This is a genomic window from Desulfuromonas carbonis, assembly GCF_054658035.1.
The window spans coordinates 154,916-177,329 of record NZ_BAAHXR010000001.1 but is presented as its reverse complement, the minus strand read 5'-3'; the positions used below and the strand labels follow the sequence as shown (position 1 = coordinate 177,329).

The following is a 22,414-nucleotide window of genomic DNA, read 5'->3' as shown; positions in this document are numbered from 1 at the left end:
AACCTTTCAGCGCCGGCCCAGGAGACGGACAGCGACAGCGGAGCAGAACCCGCCGACACCGAGACTGGCGAAGGCAAGGCCCCAGGCGAAGACCTGGCTGTTGCCGCCGGCGAGGTCGAGAACGGCGCCGAAGACCAGGGGGGCGGTGAAGCCGGCGCCGAAGCCGAGCAGCGAATGGAGCGCCATCGCCGCCCCGCGGCGTTGCGGGTCGGCCGCCGCGACCATGCCGGCGGTGAGCGCGGCCGAATCGCCCATCACCAGCAGGAAGTAGCCGGCGACCAGGATGAAGACGAGCAGGGGGGGGAGGGGGGCGCTGAAGCCGACCAGGCAGGAGGCGACCCCGGATGCTGTCATCACCATCAGGACCACCTGGCGGCGGTCGCGGCGCACCGCCAGTTCATTGCCGAAAATACTCGCCAGCGGGCCGAGAAGATTGACCCAGGCGGCGAGGGTGGCGGCGCGGGCGAGGGAGCCTCCTGTCGCGGAGAGGCCGAGGCTGAAGGCGAAAAAGGCCGGCAGCCAGGAGCGCAATCCAAAGAGTTCCCAGCAATGGAACATGTAGCCGAGGATATAGCCGAAGGCCGGCCGGTTGCGCACCACCGAACCGAATTCGAAAAGGCCGGCGGGCCGGGCAGCAGAGGTTTGCCCACCCCTGGGCGGGAAGCTGAAGAGCACCAGCGGCCCGGCCATCAGGGGACCGAGGCTGGCGAGGGCAAAGGTCCACTGCCAGCCGGCCTGGGAGAGGGCGCCGGCCAGCAGCAGGGAACCGCTGGTGCCGAGACCGAAGCTGGCGGTGTAGAAGGCGATGCTGCGGCTCTGGGTGGTCCCCTGCAGATGCTCGGTCAGAAGGCGCAACCCGGGCATGTAGGTGCCGGCAAGCCCGGCCCCGACCAGCGCCTGGCAGAGGAGCGCGCTGATCAGCCCCTGGGCGAAAAGGGCAAAGCCGAGGCAGCCGCAGGCGGAAAGGAGGGTGGCGAGCAGGTAGATGCGGCGGGCGTCGATGCGGTCGGTCAGCCCGACCAGGATCGGGGTTGCCGCCATGTAGCCGGCAAAAAAGGTGCCGCTGATCAGCCCCGCCTCCGAGTTGGTCAGGCTCCAGCCCTGCTGCAGGGTCCGCAGCAGGGCCGGATAGGTGGCGAACCCGGTCATGCTGAGAATCTCCGCCGTGCAGAGCAGGAGCACGGCGCGCAGGGGCGAAGGCGGGGACTTGGTGCCGATCATCGGCAATTCCTTGCGGCAGGGGGCGGCTGGCATCCGCCGACACAGGGAGCAGTCAGGATGAGTGGTTCAGAGCAGGTACGCCTTGACCAGCGCCTGCAGCTCGTCCCTCTGCGCCGCAACCGCCGCCCGGCGCTCTTCGAGGGAGAGGAGGCTCATCAGGTGCTTGCGGGCCTTCTTGCGACTGCCGGCGATCGACTCGCACATGCCGCAGAGGATGTCGGCGGGAAGGCCGTTGCGGTACCCGGCGACCAGTTTCTTGATCTCGTCACGGCGTTGCTCGTCACTCCAGGCCTGGAACTGGGCCTCGCCCAATTTGGAAAAATCGAACATGTCACTCCCTGTCGGTGTTGGCAATGGGCCGCCGGTGGCGGCCGGAATCTGTGGAACAAGCGGACAGCGATCGTCGCTGCCGGTCATTCGAACTGGCGACGAAAAGCGGCGAAGGCGTCGCGCAGGGTGGTAAGTTCGGCCGCGAGCCGCGCCACCTCTGCTTCGAGGGCGGCAATCCGCTCGTCCTCCCCGCGAACCTGTCGGGTCGCCGGCTCCTCCGGGACGACCGGCTCCGTCGTCGGCTCCGGCGGGGCCCCGAGCAGCTGGGCGTAGCGGGATTCCTTGCGTCCCGGTTGGCGCGGCAGCTTGACGGCGAGGGGCTCCTCCCGCCCGGCGAGTTCGCCCAGCACCTCCTCGACCGCGGCGAGGTCGGCGAAGGGGTGCATGCGCTCGCAGCGGGTGCGCAGTTCGCCGAGGGTTTGCGGCCCGCGCAGCAGCAGCTCGCAGAGGACGGCGAGCTCGGCCGGATCGAGGTGCAGTTTGGCGCTGGCGGAGTGGGCGTATTTCGGCACCCGGCCACCGTCCCCCGACTGCAGCGCCAGGCCCTTGAAACGGAGGCCGTCGAGGGCGCGGACGACATCGGTCTCCGCCAGCGCCAGAACCGGGTCGCGGTTCGATTTCTGGTTGCAGGCGTTGGTCAGGCTGTTCAGCGACAAGGGATAGTATTCGGGGGTGGTCAGTTCCTTTTCGATCAGGGCGCCGAGCACCCGCTCTTCGCTGGCATTGAGGGTGGTGGTCATCGGGCTCTCCTTGTTGCTGGCGGGTCAGAAGTTCTCGGGGTGGCGCGGAGCGACGTCGGCGTAGAAGGCCTGGATGCGGGCGAGGTCGGCCTCGTAATTCTCACCCGGCAGCAGCAGCGGCCCGAAGCCGATCTCCCGTTTCCGGTAGTCGAAATAACAAAGGGCAATCGGCACGCCGGCGGCCTTGGCGATGTGCCAGAAGCCGCTCTTCCAGCGTTCGACCTTCTTGCGGGTCCCCTCGGGGGTGATGCCGAGCCAGATCCGCTCGCGCTGGCGAAAGATCGCGGTGGTCTGCTCGACGAGGTCGTTGCGCTTGCTGCGATCGACCGCAATGCCGCCCAGCCAGCGGGCGAGGAGGCCGAGGGGGGGGCGAAAAAAGACATGCTTGGCGAGCCAGTTGGCATGGAGCCCGGTCGCGAAGACGAGAGCAATCCCGACAATGAAGTCCCAGTTGGAGGTGTGGGGGGCGACAACCACCACCAGCTTCGACTGCTCGGGAAAGGGGCCGGCCAGGCGCCAGCCGAGCCGGCGCATGGCGAACCGTCCGAGAGCGCGGCTCAGCCGGTTTCCCCGTTGCGGCACCGTGGCGGGGAGGGGTGGCAGGTTCGCTGGATCAGTCACGGTAGCGCCGGAGCAGGTCGCCATAGGCATCGATGCGACGATCCCGGAGGAAGGGCCAGATGCGGCGCACGGTTTCACTCCGTCCGAGATCGACGCTGACGGTTAGAACGGCCTCTTCGTCCTCGGTGGCGCGGGCGAGGAACTCTCCCTGCGGGCCGGCGACGAAGCTGTTCCCCCAGAAGCGGGCGCCGGCCCCGCCGCCCGGGTCGGGTTCGAAGCCGACGCGGTTGACGGCCACCAGCGGCAGGCCGTTGGCGACGGCATGGCCGCGCTGGACGATGATCCAGGCCTCGCGCTGGCGCAGCTTTTCATCGTCGCTATCGTCGGGGTCATAGCCGATGGCGGTGGGATAGATGAGAAGCTCGGCGCCGGCCAGGGCCATCAGGCGGGCCGCTTCCGGGTACCACTGGTCCCAACAGACCAGCACCCCGAGACGGCCGATGGAAGTGTCGACCGGGGTGAAACCGAGATCGCCGGGGGTGAAGTAGAACTTTTCGTAGTAGCCCGGGTCGTCGGGGATGTGCATCTTGCGGTAGCGGCCGGCGATGGAGCCGTCCGCCTCCAGCACCACCGCGGTGTTGTGGCAGAGCCCGGGGGCGCGGCGCTCGAAGAGAGAGGTGACGATCACCACCCCGAGTTCCCGGGCGACAGCGCCGAAGGCTTCCGTCGATGGACCGGGGATCGGTTCGGCCTGATCGAAGAGTTCGGTCGCTTCGCTCTGGCAGAAATAGCGGCCGGTATGCAACTCCTGCAGCACCACCAGCCGGGCGCCCCGCTCGGCAGCGGCGCGGATGCCGCTGATGCTGCGCGCGATATTGGCGGCGCGGTCATCGCCGCAGGCGTGCTGAACCAGGCCAATGGTGAGTTCGCGGTTGGTCATCGGGTTCACCTCGTGAAATAGGACTATCGGACCGATAGGACCAAGAGGTCCAATCCTGGTCTTTATCCCTTCGCCAGTACCCCTGCCGGGAGCTGCATCGTCACGCAATGGAGCGAGCCGTGCTGCAGCAGCAGCGGCCGGCAGTCGATGCCGATGACATCCCGCCCGGGAAAGGCCTGGCCGATGATGGCGAGGGCAACCGCGTCGGCCGGGTCGGCGTAGGTCGGCACCAGCACCGCGCCGTTGAGCACCAGGAAGTTGGCATAGGTCGCCGGCAGCCGGTTTCCGGCCGCATCGTAGATCGGTTGCGGCCAGGGGAGGGCGAGGAGGCGGAACGGTTCGCCGGCGGCGTTGCGCAGGTGCTGGAGCTCCATCGCCATGCGGCCGAGGGCGGCATGGTGTTCGTCCTCGGGGTCGGGGCAGCTGACATAGACGATGGTGTTGTCCGGACAGAGCCGGGCCAGGGTGTCGATATGGGAATCGGTGTCGTCGCCGGCCAGGTAGCCGTTCTCGAGCCAGAGGATGTGACTGGCGCCGAGCCAGCGTTGCAACTCCCCTTCCAGCCCCTGCCGGTCGAGGTGCGGGTTGCGGTTGGGACCGAGCAGACATTCGGCAGTGGTCAGAAACAGACCATTGCCGTCGCTTTCGATGCTCCCCCCCTCGAGGACCAGCCCCGGTACCCGGCGCTCCAGTTGGCCGAAATAGCCGGCTTCGGCAAGGCGGCGGGTGACCTGGTTGTCGCGGTCGGCCGGGAACTTTAGCCCCCAGCCATTGAAACCGAAATCGAGAAGGAGCGGTTTCCCCTCCGCCAGGACGGTGATCGGACCGAAATCCCGGGCCCAGGTGTCGTTGGTCGGCAGGGTGGCGAGGCGCAGCCGCTCCATGCGCGCCCCGGCATCCTCGAGGCGGGCAGGAATCAGCCCGGGTTGCGGCGCCACGATCAGGACCTGGCAGTAACGGCTGGCGGCGGCGGCGATGGCGATAAAGACCGGCTCCACATCAAAGAGCCAGGGGGCCCAGTCACTGTCAGGATGGGGCCAGGCGAGGAGGATACCATCCTGCTCCTCCCATTCGGCCGGCAGGCGTAGATTCATCAGCGGTCGTCCTTGGCTGGTGGTTCGGCAGCTGGCATCTTAGGTGAATTTTTGCCGCCGTGCAACGCTTTCCTCCCGCCCCGCTCCCGTCTTTTCGCCAGCTTCCGGCGCCCCCATACGGCCAGTACCGTCACCGCCAGCAACAGGCCAATGAGCAGGCTGAACCGGCCGCTCCAGAGCTCAACCCGCTGCCAGCTCGCCCCGGCGAGATAGCCGAGGCCGGGATAGGCCAGGCCCCAGAGGACGCCGCTGATGAGAACGTAGCCGGTCATCAGGCCGGGACGCATCTGGGTGCAGCCAGCGATGAAGGGGACGAGGCCGCGTACCGGCCCGACAAAGCGGGCAAAGAAGACGCTTTTGCCGCCATGGGCGGAGAAGAAGAGTTCGGCCTGGCGGACCAGCTCCAGGCGGCGCCGCAGCAGCGGCGACTGCAGCAGGGCGACGCCGGAGCGGGCGCCGAGCCAGTAGCTGCAAAGATCGCCGAGGATGGCGCCGATGGCGGAACAGACGATGACCGCGGCAATCGCCCCCTTGCCGTGCAGGGCGAGAAAGCCGGCAAAGAGGATCAGGGTGCTCCCCGGGACCAGCAGGCCGACGGCCGGCAGCGACTCGAAAAAGGCGACCAGCCCCAGCAGCAGGCAGTAGCGCCAGCCATCGGGGAGCCAGTCGAAGAGGTTGATCAGCCAGTTTTCCATGTCCCAATTCTAGCAGATGCAATGCCCGGCGGGCCCCCCGCTGCCAGGAAACCTTCCCTTCTCCCGGTGCCGGATCAGGCGGTGAAGCGGGCGTGCCAGCGATCGAAGACGGTGACCTTTTCGGCCCCGTACCCGGCCAGCTTGGCGCGGACCTCGGCGACCGGCCGCGGGCGGTCCTGCTCGACGGGGTTCTTGGAATAGAAGAGATCGGCGTAGGCGACGATCTCTTCTTCGAGGGTCAGCGGCAGCATCTCCCGGGGCGGCAGCGGAAGCCTGAGGGCGATGATTTCCGCCGCGGTCAGGCCGACCCCGACGTGGCGCTCGCAGACCAGGGCATGGCGTGGCAGCCCTTCGGCTTCGAGCATTTCCCGCCCCATGCTGGCGTGGGCGAGATAGGGGAGGGAGCCGAAGCAGCCGATCTCCGGGGCATCGGTGTGGAGGATGCCGATATCATGGAGGAGCGCCGCCTCCTCGACGAATTGGACATCGACCGCAACGGTCGCGGCCAGGTGGCGCGCTACGGTAACGGCATGGGCGGCGACCCGCTGACTGTGCCTCAACAGCGCGCGGTGGGCCAGGGTTCCCGGCGGGTAGAATTTCTCCAGCAGTTTTATCGGATCCAATGTAGCTCCAAGTAGTTGAAATAAAACAGTGTCCAAAAAGTCGACCGCGGTCGGAAATTTATTGACGGCGTTTCATGGCAACTATATCATGCGGCCCTGTTGAACCGAAAGGAGTCCCATGAGCGGGTTGCGGGAGACCAAGAAGCGATCGACACGGCAAGCGATCCTGGCGGCGGCAGTGGAACTCTTTGCCGCCCGCGGCTTCGAGCGCACCAGCATCGGCGACCTCGCCCGGACCGCCGGCATCGGCAAGGGGACGATTTACGGCTACTTCCGCACCAAGGAGGAGATCTTCCTCGCTTTTTGCGAAGACGAGCTCGAATTCATCTTTCGCTCCCTGGCCGAGGAGGGGGACCCAGCTGCGCCCCTGGTCGACCGGCTGCTGAACCTCTTTTTGGCCCAGTTTCGCTATGTCACCAGAAATCGCGAATTCGGCCGCATCCTGGTCCGGGAGATGGCCTTCCCGGCGGCGACCGCATCCGGGCGAGCCCGGGATCTCGATGCCCGCTACCTGGCCGCCCTCGGTGAACTCCTCGCTGCGGCGTGTGCCCGCGGCGAAATCGCCCCGGGTTACGATCCGTTTCTGACCGCTGCCCACCTCTACGCCCTCTATCTGGTCGCCCTGTCGGGCTGGTATACCGGTTACCTGACCAGTGAAGACGAGGTCGAGAATTCCCTGCGAACCGTCCTGCTCCAGACCCTCAACGGCCTCGGGCTGCGGCCGGCTGACCGTTTTGCAACAGCAAAGGACCTGTCATGAAATCTCACCTGTTGATCGGGAGCTGTCTCCTTGTCCTGCTCACCCTGGCCGGCTGCAGCCGCGACGATGGCGCCGCACCCGTCGCCGCCAGCGCCAGGGCACCGGAAAAGGTCGTCAACGTCAAGGTCGCAACGGTCAAGAGGAGTGACCTGGCCGAGACCTTCACCCTGCCGGGGAGTCTCGAAGCCTGGCAGGACCTGACTCTGGCCGCCGAGCTGGCCGGCGCGGTGCGCTGGACCGGTCCGGAGGAGGGAGCACGGCTCGCCGCCGGCGCCGAAATCCTGCGCATCGACCCGGAGACGGCCAAGGCCAATCTCGACCAGGCCCGGGCCGATTGCGATCTGCTCGGCAAGCAGCTCGACCGGGTGCGGCAGCTGCACGGCGACGGCTTCGCCAGCCAGCAGGAGCTCGACTCCGCGGCAAGCTCCTATGCCGTCGCCGCTGCGGCCCTGCAGCGCAGCCAGGTCGCCCTGGCGAAGAGTTCGATCAGCTGCCCGGTGCCGGGAATTCTTGACCGGCGCCTGGTGGAGCGGGGCGAGTACGTGGCCGAGGGGACACCGGTGGCGCGGGTGGTCCAGGTTGACCGGCTCAAGGTTCAGATCGACCTGCCGGAAAAGGATGTCCCTTTTGTCCGCGTCGGCCAGACGGTGACGGTCCAGCCCGCGGTGTTGAACGGCACGGCGCCGGGGGCGCGTTCCGGCACGATTCGCCATATCGCCTACAACCCCGATCCGGCGACCCGCACCTATCGCACCACCGTGGAAGTCGCCAACCCGGCCGGCGACTGGCGTCCGGGCATGATTGTTCGTGCCACCTTTTTGCGCCGGACCCTCGACCAGGTCCTGGCGGTTCCGCTCTACGCGCTGCTGGAACGGGAGGCGACGCGCCTGGTCTTCGTCGAAGAGGGGGGCATCGCCCGGCGCCGCGAGGTGACCATCCTGGCGGTGGTCGGCCAGCAGGCGGTCATCGACACCGGTTTGGAAGGTGGCGAGCGGGTGATCGTCAGCGGCCAGCAGCTCCTTGCCGACGGCGCCGTGGTCGCCGTCGTCGCTGTCGAGGAGTAGACCAGCATGCTCCTCTCCAACGCCGCCATCGGCCATCGCAGTACCGTCTTCACCCTGATGTTCTTCGCGATCGTCGCCGGACTTTACAGCTACCTGACCCTCCCCCGGGAGTCGACGCCGGACATCACCATCCCCTACGTGCTGGTCGTCACCTCCTATGAAGGGGTCGCGCCCGCCGATATCGAAACCCTCATCACCCGCCCCATCGAACGCAAGCTCAAGGGGCTCAAGGATGTCGAAAAGATCCGCTCGGTCTCCGCCGAGGGGTCGTCGATGATCACCATCGAGTTCAACCCGAAGGTCGACATCGACAACGCCCTGCAGTGGGTGCGGGACAAGGTCGACCAGGCGAAGGGGGATCTCCCCGACGACCTGGAGAACGATCCCTCGATCCTCGAGATCAACTTCAGCGAGTTCCCGATCCTGATGGTGGCGGTCTCCGGCGACGTCAACGAGGCGGTCCTCAAGGGGGTCGGCGAAGAGTTGCAGGACCGCATCGAGGAGATCCCCGGGGTCCTCGACGTCGTCCTGACCGGCGGGCGGGAACGGCAGATCCGGGTCGAATTCGATCCGGAACGGATGGCCGCCTACCAGCTCTCCTTTACCGAGATCCTTGCCGCCATCAGCCAGGAGAACGTCAACATCCCCGGCGGCAGCATCGACATCGGCCGCGGCAAGTACCTGCTGCGCGTCCCCGGCGAATTCACCGATCCCGCCATCATCGACAACCTGGTGCTGGTGGCCCGTGACGGCAGGCCGATCTACTTCAAGGATGTGGCGACGGTCCGGGACACCTTCGAGGACCGGCAGAGCTACGCCCGTCTCAACGGCAACCAGAGCGTCACCCTGGCGGTGAAGAAGCGCACCGGGGAGAATATCATCGCCGTCGCCGACCAGGTCTTCGCCCTCCTCTCGGCCGCCCGCGACCAGCTCCCCCCCGGGATCGAGCTGGCGGTGACCATGAACCAGTCGAAGGACATCCGGCGCATGGTCTCGGAGCTGGAGAACAATATCCTCACCGGGCTGATCCTGGTAGTGGCGGTGATTTTCCTCTTCCTCGGCGTGATGAACTCGATCTTCGTCGCCCTGGCGATCCCCTTCTCGATGCTACTCTCCTTTGTCGTTCTGCAGGCCTTTGGCATCACCCTCAACATGGTGGTCCTCTTCAGCCTGATCCTGGCGCTGGGGATGCTGGTCGACAACGCCATCGTCATCGTCGAGAACATCTACCGCCACGTGCAGGAGGGGGCCGACCGCACCGCCGCCGCGCGCATGGCGGTGAGCGAGGTCGGCTGGCCGGTGATCAGCTCGACCCTGACCACCCTCTGCGCCTTCCTGCCGATGATCTTCTGGCCGGGGATCATGGGTGAGTTCATGAAGTTTCTGCCGATCACCCTGATCATCACCCTGACCGCCTCGCTCTTCGTCGCCCTGGTGATCAACCCGGTGATCTGCGCCAACTTCATGACCCTGCGCCCGGGCAGCAAGGGGGGACCGACTGTGGATCCCTGGCTGTTGCGCGCCTACCAACGCACCCTCGAAGTTGCCCTCGCGCACCGCGCCCTGACTGTTTTCGTCGCCCTCTTCTTCCTGGTGACGATCAGCGGCGTCTATGGCCTGATGGGGCATGGCGTCGAACTCTTTCCCGATACCGAGCCGAACAACGCCTACGTCGAGATCCAGGCGCCGGAAGGGGCCAATCTCGAAACCTCCGACGCTCTGGCCCGGGCGGTCGAAGCCGTTACTCGCAACGAGCCGGATATCGAATTCTCCATCGCCGAGGTCGGGGTCTCGGCGAGCGCCGAGGCCGGCGGCGACGGCAGCAGCCCGGCCAACCAGAGCAAGATTTCACTCAACTTCGTCGAGCGGGCTTCCCGCCGCGAGGACTCCAACCGGGTGTTGGGGCGCATTCGCGCCCAGGTGGCGAAACTCTCCGGTGCCGAACTCAAGGTGGAAAAACAGAAGGAAGGCCCCCCGACCGGCGCGCCGGTCAGCATTGAGCTCAGCGGCGAGGATATCGTCACCCTCGGCCTGCTGGCCGACCAGGCCAAGGGGCTGATTGAGGAGGTGCCGGGACTGGTCGATCTCAAGGATGACCTGACCAAGGCCAAGCCCGAGATCCGGGTGCTGGTCGATCGCGAGAAGGCGACCCTCCTCGGCCTGTCGACCGCCGCCATTTCCAATACGGTCAAGGCGGCGATCAGCGGCAGCAAGCTCGGGGTCTACCGCGAGGGGAAGGATGAGTACGACATCGTCGCCCGTCTCCCCGCCGCGCGCCGCCAGGGGACGGCGGATATCGAAAACCTGCTGGTCCCCTCCCGCAGCGGCGGTCCGGTCCCCCTCTCCAGCGTCGCCCGCATCGAACTCGCCACCGGCTTCGGTTCGATCCGCCACCTCGACCAGAAGCGGGTGGTGACCCTCACCGCCAACACCTTCGGCCGCAACAGCAACGAGGTGCTGCAGGAGGTCCAGGCCCGTCTCGCCGGCTTGGCCCTCCCCGCCGGTTACAAGATCAACTTCTCCGGCGAGCAGGAAGAGCAGCAGAAGGCCTCGGCCTTTCTCGCCAAGGCATTTATTGCCGCCCTCTTCCTCATTGTTCTGGTCCTGGTGACCCAGTTCAATTCCCTCGGCCAGACCTTCATCGTCATGACCTCGGTCGTCCTCTCCCTCTCCGGAGTCTTCCTCGGCCTGCTCCTCACCGCGACCCCTTTCGGCATCATCATGACCGGGATCGGGGTGATCTCCCTCGCCGGGGTGGTCGTCAACAACGCCATCGTCCTGATCGACTACATCAACCAGCTGCGCGGCCAGGGGCTGGAGTTGCAGGACGCCCTGGTGCGGGCCGGCCTGGTACGCTTCCGGCCGGTGATGCTGACGGCGGTGACGACGATCCTCGGCCTGTTGCCGATGGCCGTCGGAGTGAGCTTCGATTTCAAGAGTTTCAGCTGGGAGATTGGCGGGGAGTCGGCCCAGTGGTGGGGACCGATGGCGGTGGCTGTTATCTTCGGCCTGGCGGTGGCGACGCTGCTGACCCTGGTGGTGGTGCCGGTCCTCTATGCGCTGCTGGAAGGAGCCCGGGCCCGGCGGGCGGCGCGCCGCCTGGTCAGGGGAGAATCCTGAAGGAATCGAGCATCCCCTGGAAAATCTTGCGCTGTTCGGCAAACTCCTCTTGCGGTGCCGAAAAGGCGAGGATGAAGGCGCGGCTGCGGCCGGTGATCAAAGCGACCTCAAAGGAGCGCTCCGGGGTCGCGCCGGAGATCTTCTCCGCCGGCGCCTCCAGCTCAACCGGTTCGCGTGCCGTCAGGGTAAAGTCGGGGTGAGCGGCCCGGAAGAGGGCGAAAAGACGGTCGAAGCCACCGATCGCTTCACCGGTTGCCAGGGAGGTCACGTCCAGGCGGGCTGTCGGACTGGCGCCGGGTGCGCTCCAGCTGACCGTCGGCAATTGCCGGTTGCGGTCGGGCTGGACGCTGCGTATCCAGCTCTGCGGGTGTTCAATGGCAAAACCGAGGGTCGCGTCGATCTCGTAGCCGATGCGGCCTTTCGTTTCCGGAGTCTTGGCCGGTCGGCCGCAGCCGGTTGCGGCCAGCAGTAACGAGGTGAGCAGGAACAGAAAAAGGCCGCGCAGGGGTTTCATGCAGAGCTCCTCGCCGGGGATGAGAACAGGGTAATAATAGCACAAGCCGGCCTGCTTCGCCGGCGGTGCCCGGTGGCCAACTTCTACCGCTTTTGACTCAGCCCCGGGGGGCGGCGCAAGCCACCCCCGGGGCTGTTTGTTTCAGGGGGCGGCCGGACGGGTGGTTAAAAAGGTGGCCCCGAGCGGAATCAGCGCCAGGACCAGCAGCAGGCCGACCAACAGGAAGGTGGAGCTGAGCCCATAACGATCGGCGAGCCAGCCGATCGGCGGCCCGGTGACGACAAAGAGGAGGCGAAAGCCGAGGGACTTGAGGGAGAGGATACTCGCCCGGTTCTCCCGGGTGCTGTCCCGTTGCAGGTGGTGGCGCAACAGGGGACCCTGGAGCCCGCGCATGGCAGTGAGGAGGAAGTAGCAGGCAAAGGACCAGAGGGCGTGGGTCAGCCCGAGGCCGAGGTAGCCGGCGAGAATCAGTCCGAGGTAGAGCAGGAAGAGTCCGCGCTCACCGAGCTGGAAATGAAAGCGCTGGCCGGCGAAGGAGAAGAGAGCAACCGTCAGGTTGGCCGCCGCCCAGATCGGACCGAACCAGGCGAGGGGGACGTTGCACTCCTGCATGAAGGGCTGGATCAGCCAGACCGGGTAGAAGGAAGCGACGCCGAGGACCATGGAAAAGAGGAGGGTGGCGCGCAAACGGCGGTTTTCCAGGAGCGCATAGCGGCAGGTGCGCAGCGCCGCCCCCAGATGGGACGACCCTGGGGCAGCAGCCTGGAAGGGCGGCTCCCGCAGTGACCGGGTCACCAGCCACGCAATCCCCCAGACAGCGATTTGCAGCAGGAACGGGCTGAGGGGCTGCCAGGCGTAGAGAAGCCCGGCAAAGAGAGCCGCGAACGCCTCGCCCCCCTGGCCCCAGCCGGTCATACGGCCATCAAAACGGGCATACTCCTCCTCCCGCTGCTGCGTCCGCAGGGTTTCGAAGAGGAGCGCGCTGTCGGAGCCGCTGATGAAGGCATAGGAGCAGCCGAGGAGCAGCTCCGCCGCCAGCACCGCGGCAAAGGAGGCGGCCACGGTATAGAGACTCCAGCCGGCGATGCCGATGGCGGCGGCGAGGCTCAGGGTGTAGCGGTAGCCGAGACGGTCGGCGAGGTAACCGGAGGGGTATTCGAGCAGCAGGGTGGCGAGGGAGAAACAGCCCTGCAGCAGCAGGATTTCGGCCAGGGAGAGGCCGATCCGGTCTTTCCAGAAGAGGGTGATGATGGCCATCGGAAAGAGGGCCATCTTCAACGCCGAGAAGAGGTAGAGGAGGCGGATGTTGCGGGAAAAGTTCACGCGGTCAGGCAGCAGATGGCAGCACGCGGATTTCCGCTGTCAGTCCTGCCAGTAGATGCAGGCGGCGGGGCAGGCATCCATCGCCTGTTCGATGATCGCCTCGGGGGCGCCGGTCGGATTGTAAACCTCCGACTTGTGTTCACCGTGGGTATGCTCGTGCCCCTCTCCCCCGGTCATGCGAAAGACCTCGGGGCAGATGTGGGTGCAGACTTCGCAGCTGATGCAGCTGTCCTGGTCGACGACGGGGATTCGGGCCATGGGACCACCTCCGGGGAAGAAAATTGACCGCGCCATGCTAGCACTTCCCGACGCGAATTGCCACCGTTTGCCAAGGTTTTGCCACGTGCGTGCTAAGTCGTGGACTTCTCTTGATTATCACGACTTCACAGGGAGGTCGGGCTGTGCTATCTTTGCCGCAACCCGCTAGGCCGAATACAATTCGCACCATGGGGACGTTCAAACGCCGATGAGCCGGAAAACCGGGCTGCGCCTCGAAATAATCCTCAATATCATTCTGCTGGTCGGTGCAGCGCTGCTGCTGGGCAGTTTTCTGCTGCTGAAGATGACCGAGAAGGAACTCCTCGCCGAACGGGTCTCCCGCGCGCGATCGGTGGTGAGCCTGGCAACCGGTGTCGCTTCTGTCCCCGATTACGCGGGCCCGGGGACATCCCGGCTCGTCAGCGCCGAGGCTTTGTTGCGGCGGCTTGGTGTCGACCCGGCCCTGGTGAGCTGGCAGATTGTCGACAGCCGTCTGCAGGAGGTCGCGGCCTTCAGTGCTGGCGGCAGCCCGCTTGGCACGAGCGCCGATCTCCAGCTGAGTCGCCTGGAGGGGGAGCCGCTGGTCCGGGTGCGCTACCAGGGGCTGCTGCTCCCCTTTTACTCCCGGGAGCCGGTCGATGTGACCGTGACCGGGGGGGGCTTTGCGGCGGGGAAGTTTATCGGGGCGCTGCAGGTTCAGTTCACCCTGGAGGATATCCGGCAGCGGCTGGTAAAGACCCATCAGCTGGTGCTGCTTTACGTCCTCTGTTACGGCACGGTCCTGGTTCTTTTCGGCTTTTCCCTGCTCGAGCGCAACGTCGTGCGACCGGTCCGCAGCCTGATGGAATCGACCCGACAGGCCGCCGCCGGCAACCTTGATCAGCGTCTGGAGGCGACCGGACCCGAAGAGATTGCCGCCCTGGCCGACTCCTTCAATGAAATGCTGGCAGCGCTGCAGGAGAGTCGCAACGACCTGGAACAGCGCAACCGCCTGCTGCAGGAGAGCAACGCCGCCCTGTCGCAGACGCGCCATGACCTGATCCGCTCGGAAAAGATGGCCTCGGTGGGGCACCTTGCCGCCGGCATGGCCCACGAGATCGGCAATCCCCTCGGCGCCGTCGTCGGTTACCTGGAGATTCTCAAAGGGGAGGAGCGCTCCGGCCGGTCGCGGGAGATCCTCGGACATGCCCTCGGCGAAGTCGGCCGCATCGATCGCCTGGTCAGGGACCTGCTCGATTACGCGGCGCCGCCCGGTGGCATTCTGGAAGCGGTCGATCTCGCCGATCTGGCAAGGGGAGGGCTGGAGCGGCTTACCCTGCAGCACGCCCTGCGTGATGTCACCCTCGACACCAGCGCTCTGCCGCAACAGCTGCCCCCCGTGCACGCGGCCCCCCATAAACTGTTGCAGGTGGTGATCAACCTGGTCCTCAACGCCGTCGATGCGTCAACCCCCGGCGGGGTGATTCAGCTCAGCGGCGGCACCAGCGACGGCTGGGTCTGGCTGGCGGTGGCCGACCAGGGGTGTGGTATGACAGCGGAAGAGGTCTCGAAGATTTTTGATCCTTTTTTCACCACCAAGGCGCCGGACAAGGGGCGGGGCCTGGGACTGGCGGTTTGCCACCGGATTCTCGAAGAGGCCGGTGGGACCATCGATGTCGAGTCGACCCCGGGGCAGGGGAGCCGTTTTGTCCTGAAATTGCGAGCGATGGAGCCGGAGGCGTCATGACAGGCCCGATGAAGAAGCTGTTGATCATTGACGATGAGCCCGCGATGCGCCACATGTTGCGGCTGGTGCTGGAGAAGGAGGATTTCCAGATCAGCGAAGCGGCGAGCGGAAGTCAGGCGCTGGAACTTCTTGAACAGGAGCCCTTCGAGCTCGCCCTGTGCGACATCCGCATGCCCGAGATGGATGGGCGTGCCTTCCTGCGCGAGGTGGCGCAACGGCGGATCGCCCTCTGCATTATCATGATGAGCGCCTACGGCACGGTCGATACGGCGATCGAATGCATGAAACTCGGGGCCTACGACTATATTTCCAAGCCCTTCAAGCCCGACGAGGTGACCCTCACCCTGCGCAAGGCAGAAGAGCGCCTGCGCCTGAAGCGGGAGAACCTCCAGCTCAAGGAAGTCCTGGCCAAACGCGAGGGGCAGTTTTCCATCGAGGATATCGTCTGCACCAGCCCGCAGATGCGCAAGGTCCTCGATACGGTGCGCCGGGTCGCCGCCAGCGACTCGCCGGTACTGATCAGCGGTGAGACCGGGACCGGCAAGGAATTGATTGCACGCGCCCTGCACAGTGAGAGCCCCCGGCGGCAAGGGCCGTTCCTTGCCATCAATTGCAGCGCCATCGGCGCCGGCATTCTCGAGAGCGAACTCTTCGGTCACGTCAAGGGCGCCTTTACCGGCGCCGACCGCACCAAGGAGGGGATTTTCGCCGCCGCCAGCGGCGGTACTCTCTTCCTCGACGAGATCGCCGAACTTCCCCTCGACCTGCAGCCGAAACTGCTGCGGGTGCTGCAGGAGGGGGAAGTCCGGCCGGTCGGTTCCACCAAGTCACGACCGGTGGATACCCGGGTGGTCGCGGCCAGTGCCGTTGACCTGCGCGACGCCATAGACGAAAACAGGTTTCGCAGCGACCTCTATTACCGGCTGGCGGTGGTCGAACTGGGGTTGCCGCCCCTGCGCGAGCGCCCGGCCGACATCCCGCTGCTGGCCCGTCATTTCCTCGAAGAGATCGCGCTGCGGGAGGGTCGGCAGGCGCCACTCCTCGATGCGGAATCGAGCGCCAGGCTATCGGCCTATGCCTGGCCGGGGAATGTCCGTGAGCTGCGCAATGTGCTGGAAAAGGCGATGATCTTCAGTCCGCGCGGGGAGCTGGTGGTGGCGGCGTTGCCGGAGGAGGCACGGCGTCATCCGCGCGCCCTGGAGGGGGACTTTTCCCTGAAGAAGGCGGCGCGGCGCCTGGAGATCGAGTACATCACCAAGGCCCTGCAAGAGACCGGTGGCAATCGTACCCAGGCTGCCCGGCTGCTTGAAATCAGCCTGCGTGCCCTGCTTTACAAGATCAAGGAATACGGTCTCGACTGAATTCTTAACGGCGATTACAGTCGGCCAGGGTCACCACAACCTGCCGGCGTTCGCCATGTGAATTGACGACGCCCAGGGTCACCGGCTCTCCCGGAGCCTTGCCGCGCACCCGGCCGAGAAGCTCATCCCGCAATTCAAGCGGTCTCCCGTCCAGAGTGACGATCAATTCACCCGGCTCGACTCCGGCCTCGGCCAGGGGCCCAGCGCCCAACACTTCCAGGACCCTGATTCCGGTACTCCCTGCCGCACCGCTTTCCGCGGACCGGCGGGACGGTTCCCAGCTCTCGGCATAAATGCCACCGAGGGTGGCCGCCGTTGCCTGCCCATCCAGCAGCTCCTGGACCGCCGTCACCGGGCTCATGAAGGCAATCCCGCTCATTCCCCCCGTTCCCGACATGACAGAACTCTGTACCCCGACGACCTCTCCTGCGAGGTTGGTCCAGGGGCCGCCGGAGAGTCCCCTGGGCGCCTGGGCGGCGACGGGCTGGGCTTCGGTGTAACAGCGGTTCTGTACGTTCCACTCGAAAGTCAGCCGGTCACCGGCAACACTCCCCGGGAAGAGTAGCCCGTGGCGGTAAAGGGCGGTGCCGAAGAGGACCAGCGGCGTGCCACTGGTGGGAGGGGCCAAGGCCAGTTCGAGAGTCGGGAAGAGGCCACCGCGCCGTTCGACCCGCAACAGGGCGAGATCATGACCAGTATCGACACGAATGCGCTTCGCCCTGAGGCGACCGCCGCCGGGGGAGCGAACCTCGATCAGGCGTCCTCCCCTGACGACGTGGGCGGCGGTGATCGCCAGCCCCTGGGAAGCGACAAACCAGCCGCTGCCGGCGAGGTGACCATCGACCAGAATTTCCAGGGAGGCGGCTTCGAGGCGGCTGGCGAGAGAGACCTTGGCCGGATTGGCACCAGCCGTTGCGGAGGGGAGAAGCAGGTAAAGAAGGAGCGCCCACCTGCAAGCAGCCGCAAAAAGACCGCCTTGCCCGATTCGGTGGTGGACGGAGCTGAGCGGGCTAATCCCTGACAAAAGCCCGTCCTGTCATGGGGGAATCGACCGCCACCTGGAAACGTGGGGTGACCAGATCATCCGGTGCAAAGAAACAGAGATTGATTCGTCCTTCGTCGGCCGTTCCTTCATAAAAGCCGTCTTTGGTGGTGCCATTAGGAAAGTAATTGACATCGTATATGGTTTCAGCGGTCAGGTCGCAGGCAGCCCCTCCCCGCACCACGACGGCACGGGTGAAATCGGTCCACTCGGCATCGCCAGGAGCGGGCCAGGTCGGTCCGGGGTAACTCCCGCTCTGGAGGGAAAAACGCTGCCCGGGAAGGTCGATGACCACCCGGTAAGGGGTGTTCTCGTTGATCGCCCGATCGCGCGCCCGGTGCATGGCGCCGAGGGCCGCCTGAGCGGCTTCGCGGTAGTCGGATTTGCGCAGCCAGCTGTTGAGGTTGGGCATGGCGATGATCGCGACCACACCAAGTACTGCGACCACGACCATCAGCTCAATGAGAGTAAAACCTTTATCCGTTCTTACCACGCGCTTACTCCTGTTTCGCCAGGGTCAGGGAGAATTCCTGCCGGGCCTGCATGCCGTCGGGGTCTGTGGCGACAACCCGGATGGTCCAGGAACCGGCGGTCCCTGGCGGGAAGGCCCAGGCGATCAGGCCGGTCTTTTCATCGACCTGCATCCCCGGAGGGGCCTCTTCGAGACGGTAGGTCAGCGGGTCGTTGTCAGGGTCCGTGGCCTCGGCCTGGTAGCGGAATCCGGTGTCCGGCACCACGGCGGGAGGGGTTGAGGTAAAGTGGGGCGGGCCGTTGGGGACGACGAGGTTGCCACCAACAAAGGGTTCCCCCTGGTCCCTGCCGTCGCTCGGGATGGCGGTAACGGTGATGCGGGCATCCCGCTTGAGATACTCGGCCGGCAGGACCGGGCCGGTCACCCACGGCAACTCCTCGCCATCGACCCGCCACTGGTACTCGACCTCGACGGGGTCACCATCGACATCGCTGGTCTCAGGGACGATGACCAGTTCCTTGCCGGCGATGATGACCGGGTCCTGGAACCCGAGCCGGGAAATAACCGGGGCGGCGTTGACGACCCGGGTGGAAACGCTGGCCCTGGCCGGACCGCAATCGACCCGGACCGCGACTTCATCATCCCGCTGGTAGTAGTCGCGCTCCAGGCGTGGTCCCGTCGCTGCCGGAACCTCCTGGCCATTGACCTCCCAGGCAAAGCGTCTCTCCTGGCGGCAATTGCTGACCATCACCTCCGCCCCGTCGGCCGAGGTCAATGGCTCCGGGATCAGCCGGATGGAGAGCTCCCCGCCCCCCTGATTGTTCGCGGTAGCGGCGGGGATCGGTTCGAGCATACGGTTGTTGACCGGGGCGGATTTCTCCGCCCCGGTCCCGGGTGCAGGCTTCTGTTCGCCCCGGTCGCAGGCCGCGGCCAGCAACAGGGCGGACAGAAGCGCAAGGGTCAATGAGAGTCGCAACGGGTTACTCCATCATCCAGTAAATCTGCCAGGAAGTCATGCTTGGTGGCGGCTCTTCGGTACAGATACCACCGCCGCAACCGATGAGGACCGCCGAGGTGCCGTCTTCCTTGATGGCGATAACCGCGCCCGAGGCAATCCCCGAGCCGAGAATCCGCGAGCGATCCTCCCGCCGGAAAATTGCGCCCGTGCCGGAGGCAGACAGAACCCCTTTGTCGTCCACGTTGACGATACCGGCGCGCTTGTTGAGGTTGGAGGTGTTTTCGCTGTCGTTGGCCTCGTAGAAGTTGAGGACTGCTTCGCCGGTGAGGTAGTCGACGACGTAGAGGCGGCTGACGCCGAGATTCCCCGACAGACAGGGGTCAACGTCGGCGGAGACAGCGTTGGGGGTAAAGGTGGTGTAATAGGCCTTGCCGTAAACCACAAGCGCCGGGGCCAGGACTTTTTCGCCCTTGTTCTGGTCGAGCTTGATGAACCAGCCGCTGTATTTCGGGCTGTTGAGACGTTCGAGAACGCACTCGATCGAGGTGTCGGTCGGATCGCTGCAGTTGGGAGCGGTCATGGTGGCGCTTTGCAGGCTGTCCTCGGTGACGTTGACCAGGTTGGCCTCAGTCTTCACCGTGGTGTCGTAACTGCTGTCGTAGAAACCGCGGTCATAGAAGGCATAGAGCCGGTCGGTGACGCCGGTGTTGAGAGCATGGGCACGGTCGCCGGTGCCGAAATAGACACCGTTGTACTTCTGTTCCAGGACCACGGACGGTGGGTAGAGGATGCGCCGGCCGTTGGTGGGCGGGTCATCGCCGCTGATCAGCTTGTCGCTCGGATTGGCGCTGAATACCTTGGTCCCGGTCCACTTGCCGGTGGTAACCTTGTCGGCGACGCGGAAGCGCCACATGTTGCCGCCGGTGTCGCCAGCGTAGATGACGTCGATGTAGCTGTCGAAGTTGCTGTCGATGGCCGCTACCGAAGAGGGGAAGGAGTAGGTCGGGATGTTGGCCTTGTCCGTTCCGCTGGCAGTGGCATAGGCTTCGGTATAACCCCAGAGCTTGACCGGTGTGTCGTTGAATTTCACCTTGCCGCTGCTCAAGTCCCTTTGGCCGATCTCGACGATGTAGATTCCCCGTCCCTTGGGGGTGAACTGTTTGCTGCTTCCGACACTGAAGACATCACCGAAGTCGTTCGCCTTGAGAGTAGTTTCGGTAGTTGCACCCATGCCGTCCGGGAAGGTCTGGGTGCTGCCGTAGCGCAGGTCTTCGTTGGTGTCGTAACCGGCGCCGATAATCGCCACGAAGCGGTCGCTGCCGCCGAGGCGCATCTTGCCGACAACCGGGTCGGACCAGCTCTCCCCCAGCTCTTCAAAACCGCTGGTCTTGCCGGTCAGCTCCCAAAGGAGGGCAGGGTTGGCCGGATCGGAGACATCGAGCGCATAGTAGGCGCCGCGATTCAGAGTCGGATCGAGGGTGTCGACGCCGGCGCCGCGGCGCAGGCCGAAGAGGATGATCACCTTATCCCCGGCAACCGCATCAATGGTGCCATCGTTATTGGCGTCGTAGACGAAGGGGATCGGGCTCGCATCGATGAAATAGTTGTGGATATTGTTCCCGAGCTGCTGGAGGTTGGGGAGAAAAATCGGCGGGATGAAGGACCAGAGCTCCTCGCCGGTGGCGTCGCTGAAGGCATGGAGCTGGCCGTCGTTGCTGCCGACGTAGATGACGGTCTTGTTGGCCGAAGTCCCTTCGTCTGCAAGGCTGTAGCTGTTGTAGGACTGGATCAGCGGCTTGGAATGGAGGATGTCGCCGAGAATCCAGGGGCGCTTCTCGGAAGTATTGCCGTCAAGATCCTGGTCATAGGCGTCCCAGCCGGTGATGTAGCGGATGATCTTTTCGCGGTCAGTGGTGGCGGAGACTCCCAGCAGGGTGGTTGTCAGCTTGGTGTTATCCAGCTTAACGGCATTTTCAGCCGAGGTCAGGTCTTTTTTGATCGGGTTGAGGACCGTGCCGTTGCCGGTAATGGTGTAGATCTTGCGCGGATTACTGACCAGGTCGCGTTTGGCGAGGAGTTCGCCGACCCCCCCCTCGTCCACGTTGCCGCCGTCAGGGTTGACACTCCAGAAGGAGATGGCATCGGGGTCGAACTTGCCGTTGGCGTCCGTCGCCACGGCACCGGTCTTGTCGACCACCTCCCCCTTGACGAGACCGAACTTCTTCAGGTTGCCGCGCCAGTCGCCGTTGGCGACCGGCTTGAAGAAGCCGAGGTAGACCCGCTCACCGCTGTAGGTCTTGTTTTCCGGGCTGGTCGGCACCACCGGCGCCACGAAGGCCGAGTTGACCTCGAGGATCTTGCCAATGATTGTCGACAAGGCACTGGCGAGGTTTTGGTAGTTGGAGGCGAGGTAGGGCACACCCCCACCGTTGGCAGCAGTATCTTCAAGGAGTTTGACCGCCGCCTTGTCAGCGGCAATGGCGCCGAAGCCGATGGTGTAGGTATAGGCGTTCTGAGTCCCGGCGTACTTTTCTGAAAGATCGATGTCATGGATGTACTTTGCAACATCGTCGAGGTAGTCGCTGCTGTCGGTTGATACGTCCTTGCTATCCTTGTCGCAATCACCGTTGCCACAAATACTTCTCAGAACATCATTGTTATCTTTCGTCGGCATACCGTCGGTGATGAGAATGACGTAGGTTTGCTGACAGCTCGCCGTAATCGGCGAGGTGTAGGTGTTGCTGCGAAACGCGCTCTTCTCGCCCTTGAAGTAGCGCATGGCCTCAAAGAGGGTCTCGGCCAGAGGCGTATAGCTTTCTGCCTTGAGGCCGTCAATAACTTGCAGTAACGCATCCCTGTTGGTTATGCTCCCGACGTGGATTGCGGCCATGTCTTTGATTTCGCTGGTAAATGATTTCCCTCCGATGGTTTGGGTGACCAGTGCTCCTCCCTCGTTGCTGGTATCGAAAATCATCAGGCCGAAATTGACACCAGTGGTGCCCTTGATGAGGTCGGTGACAACCGTCCGGGCAACCGTGTTTTTAGAGGGTTGGTTTGCTGGTGTCGTGCAGACAAAGCCAGGAGTCGTGGCGTCGGTAGGAGTACTGGTGAAGGCAGCCGACAAGTCGGGAGTTGCAGCCACCACGGGTGTGACAACGGTTTGGGTTGGTGACAATGCGATTGTACCATTGGCAGTCGTGTTGTACCAGATGATCCAATTACCAGTTACAAACCTTCTTACTGAATCAGAAGCTATACATTTTCCGGAGTCGAATTTGTAATTCCCGACAAAATATCCCGTTGGAGACTTGAGTGCATTTTCAATTGTGCCGTTGGCTATTGGGTTGGCACTAGTGCTCGGGCATTGATCATTCAAGTTATCTACATCACCATTAATATCTGAGACGTATTTCCATTCTGAGCAGATCCCGTTGTTCCAGTCGGATTGTTTGCAATAATAAACTGCATCATTTATACAGTTTTCATCCCAAAAATTATTTTTCTTTTCTCCGCAATACTTATGTTGTGTAGTGTATGTCTTGGCCGGGTTATAGCCACCAATCGGTGCCGGGTCGCCACCGCCGGTAGTTTCACAGGCGTTGCCGATATTGT

Annotated in this window: 21 protein-coding genes; 6 read left to right on the top strand and 15 right to left on the bottom strand. The window is 64.5% G+C overall.

Annotated features, from left to right (window positions below):
- Positions 1-6: 6 nt before the first annotated feature.
- The 8 genes from ACYQ8E_RS00850 to ACYQ8E_RS00815 form a co-directional block, all read right to left on the bottom strand.
- The gene (locus ACYQ8E_RS00850; RefSeq protein ID WP_066726159.1) at positions 7-1,221 is read right to left on the bottom strand and encodes an MFS transporter; all 1,215 of its coding nucleotides are present in this window, start codon (positions 1,219-1,221) and stop codon (positions 7-9) included.
- Positions 1,222-1,287: 66 nt separating this feature from the next.
- On the bottom strand, positions 1,288-1,551 hold the full coding sequence (locus tag ACYQ8E_RS00845; protein ID WP_066726161.1) for a hypothetical protein: 264 nt from the start codon (positions 1,549-1,551) through the stop codon (positions 1,288-1,290).
- Positions 1,552-1,634: 83 nt separating this feature from the next.
- Positions 1,635-2,291 (bottom strand): YceH family protein, encoded by a 657-nt coding sequence (locus ACYQ8E_RS00840; RefSeq protein ID WP_459859848.1) that lies wholly within the window; start codon positions 2,289-2,291, stop codon positions 1,635-1,637.
- A gap of 24 nt (positions 2,292-2,315) precedes the next feature.
- Positions 2,316-2,912: a lysophospholipid acyltransferase family protein gene (locus ACYQ8E_RS00835; protein ID WP_459859846.1), complete on the bottom strand. Its 597-nt coding sequence runs from the start codon at positions 2,910-2,912 to the stop codon at positions 2,316-2,318.
- The gene (locus tag ACYQ8E_RS00830) at positions 2,905-3,792 is read right to left on the bottom strand and encodes a carbon-nitrogen hydrolase (RefSeq protein ID WP_459859844.1); all 888 of its coding nucleotides are present in this window, start codon (positions 3,790-3,792) and stop codon (positions 2,905-2,907) included. The genes ACYQ8E_RS00835 and ACYQ8E_RS00830 overlap by 8 nt, the downstream gene beginning before the upstream one ends.
- 62 nt (positions 3,793-3,854) lie before the next feature.
- Positions 3,855-4,886 (bottom strand): agmatine deiminase family protein, encoded by a 1,032-nt coding sequence (locus tag ACYQ8E_RS00825; protein ID WP_066726184.1) that lies wholly within the window; start codon positions 4,884-4,886, stop codon positions 3,855-3,857.
- Positions 4,886-5,581, bottom strand: a complete 696-nt coding sequence (locus tag ACYQ8E_RS00820) for a DedA family protein (protein WP_066726187.1) — start codon at positions 5,579-5,581, stop codon at positions 4,886-4,888. The genes ACYQ8E_RS00825 and ACYQ8E_RS00820 overlap by 1 nt, the downstream gene beginning before the upstream one ends.
- 74 nt (positions 5,582-5,655) lie before the next feature.
- Positions 5,656-6,204 carry an HD domain-containing protein gene (locus ACYQ8E_RS00815; protein ID WP_066726189.1) on the bottom strand — a complete coding sequence of 183 codons (549 nt, stop codon included), beginning with the start codon at positions 6,202-6,204 and terminating at the stop codon, positions 5,656-5,658.
- A 118-nt stretch (positions 6,205-6,322) separates the two neighbouring features.
- Here ACYQ8E_RS00815 and ACYQ8E_RS00810 point away from each other — a divergent pair, with 118 nt between their 5' ends.
- Genes ACYQ8E_RS00810 through ACYQ8E_RS00800 form a run of 3 tightly spaced genes read left to right on the top strand, consistent with a single transcriptional unit; the run spans position 6,323 to position 11,148 of the window.
- Positions 6,323-6,964: a TetR/AcrR family transcriptional regulator gene (locus ACYQ8E_RS00810; RefSeq protein WP_459859840.1), complete on the top strand. Its 642-nt coding sequence runs from the start codon at positions 6,323-6,325 to the stop codon at positions 6,962-6,964.
- On the top strand, positions 6,961-8,028 hold the full coding sequence (locus tag ACYQ8E_RS00805) for an efflux RND transporter periplasmic adaptor subunit (RefSeq protein WP_066726192.1): 1,068 nt from the start codon (positions 6,961-6,963) through the stop codon (positions 8,026-8,028). The genes ACYQ8E_RS00810 and ACYQ8E_RS00805 overlap by 4 nt, the downstream gene beginning before the upstream one ends.
- Positions 8,029-8,034: 6 nt before the next feature.
- Entirely contained in the window at positions 8,035-11,148 is a 3,114-nt protein-coding gene (locus ACYQ8E_RS00800; RefSeq protein ID WP_459859838.1) for an efflux RND transporter permease subunit, read from the top strand.
- Here the strand turns inward: ACYQ8E_RS00800 and ACYQ8E_RS00795 are convergent.
- The 3 genes from ACYQ8E_RS00795 to ACYQ8E_RS00785 form a co-directional block, all read right to left on the bottom strand.
- Positions 11,132-11,662, bottom strand: coding sequence for a hypothetical protein (locus tag ACYQ8E_RS00795; protein ID WP_459859836.1), 531 nt, complete (start codon positions 11,660-11,662; stop codon positions 11,132-11,134). The two genes, ACYQ8E_RS00800 and ACYQ8E_RS00795, sit on opposite strands and share 17 nt — an antisense overlap.
- A gap of 141 nt (positions 11,663-11,803) precedes the next feature.
- Positions 11,804-12,985 carry an MFS transporter gene (locus ACYQ8E_RS00790; RefSeq protein WP_459859834.1) on the bottom strand — a complete coding sequence of 394 codons (1,182 nt, stop codon included), beginning with the start codon at positions 12,983-12,985 and terminating at the stop codon, positions 11,804-11,806.
- 39 nt (positions 12,986-13,024) lie between these two features.
- Complete coding sequence (locus tag ACYQ8E_RS00785) at positions 13,025-13,243, bottom strand: ferredoxin (RefSeq protein ID WP_459859832.1); 219 nt, start codon at positions 13,241-13,243, stop codon at positions 13,025-13,027.
- Positions 13,244-13,451: 208 nt separating this feature from the next.
- On the opposite strand from ACYQ8E_RS00785, the gene ACYQ8E_RS00780 reads away from it, so the two are divergent.
- Together ACYQ8E_RS00780 and ACYQ8E_RS00775 are read left to right on the top strand one after the other, a co-directional pair.
- Positions 13,452-14,969, top strand: coding sequence for a sensor histidine kinase (locus ACYQ8E_RS00780; RefSeq protein WP_459859830.1), 1,518 nt, complete (start codon positions 13,452-13,454; stop codon positions 14,967-14,969).
- Positions 14,966-16,330, top strand: coding sequence for a sigma-54-dependent transcriptional regulator (locus tag ACYQ8E_RS00775; RefSeq protein WP_197463745.1), 1,365 nt, complete (start codon positions 14,966-14,968; stop codon positions 16,328-16,330). The genes ACYQ8E_RS00780 and ACYQ8E_RS00775 overlap by 4 nt, the downstream gene beginning before the upstream one ends.
- Before the next feature lie 4 nt (positions 16,331-16,334).
- On the opposite strand, the gene ACYQ8E_RS00770 is transcribed toward ACYQ8E_RS00775, so the two are convergent.
- Genes ACYQ8E_RS00770 through ACYQ8E_RS00755 form a run of 4 tightly spaced genes read right to left on the bottom strand, consistent with a single transcriptional unit; the run spans position 16,335 to position 21,692 of the window.
- Positions 16,335-17,354 (bottom strand): S1C family serine protease, encoded by a 1,020-nt coding sequence (locus ACYQ8E_RS00770; RefSeq protein WP_066726209.1) that lies wholly within the window; start codon positions 17,352-17,354, stop codon positions 16,335-16,337.
- A complete protein-coding gene (locus ACYQ8E_RS00765) occupies positions 17,341-17,865 on the bottom strand; it encodes a pilus assembly FimT family protein (RefSeq protein ID WP_066726214.1) in 525 nt (174 codons plus the stop codon). The genes ACYQ8E_RS00770 and ACYQ8E_RS00765 overlap by 14 nt, the downstream gene beginning before the upstream one ends.
- A gap of 4 nt (positions 17,866-17,869) precedes the next feature.
- Positions 17,870-18,820, bottom strand: a complete 951-nt coding sequence (locus ACYQ8E_RS00760; RefSeq protein ID WP_157471817.1) for a putative Ig domain-containing protein — start codon at positions 18,818-18,820, stop codon at positions 17,870-17,872.
- A gap of 4 nt (positions 18,821-18,824) precedes the next feature.
- Complete coding sequence (locus tag ACYQ8E_RS00755) at positions 18,825-21,692, bottom strand: pilus assembly protein (RefSeq protein ID WP_231875399.1); 2,868 nt, start codon at positions 21,690-21,692, stop codon at positions 18,825-18,827.
- On the opposite strand from ACYQ8E_RS00755, the gene ACYQ8E_RS00750 reads away from it, so the two are divergent.
- Positions 21,691-22,083 carry a hypothetical protein gene (locus tag ACYQ8E_RS00750; RefSeq protein ID WP_231875400.1) on the top strand — a complete coding sequence of 131 codons (393 nt, stop codon included), beginning with the start codon at positions 21,691-21,693 and terminating at the stop codon, positions 22,081-22,083. The genes ACYQ8E_RS00755 and ACYQ8E_RS00750 overlap by 2 nt on opposite strands.
- Positions 22,084-22,414 lie beyond the last annotated feature (331 nt).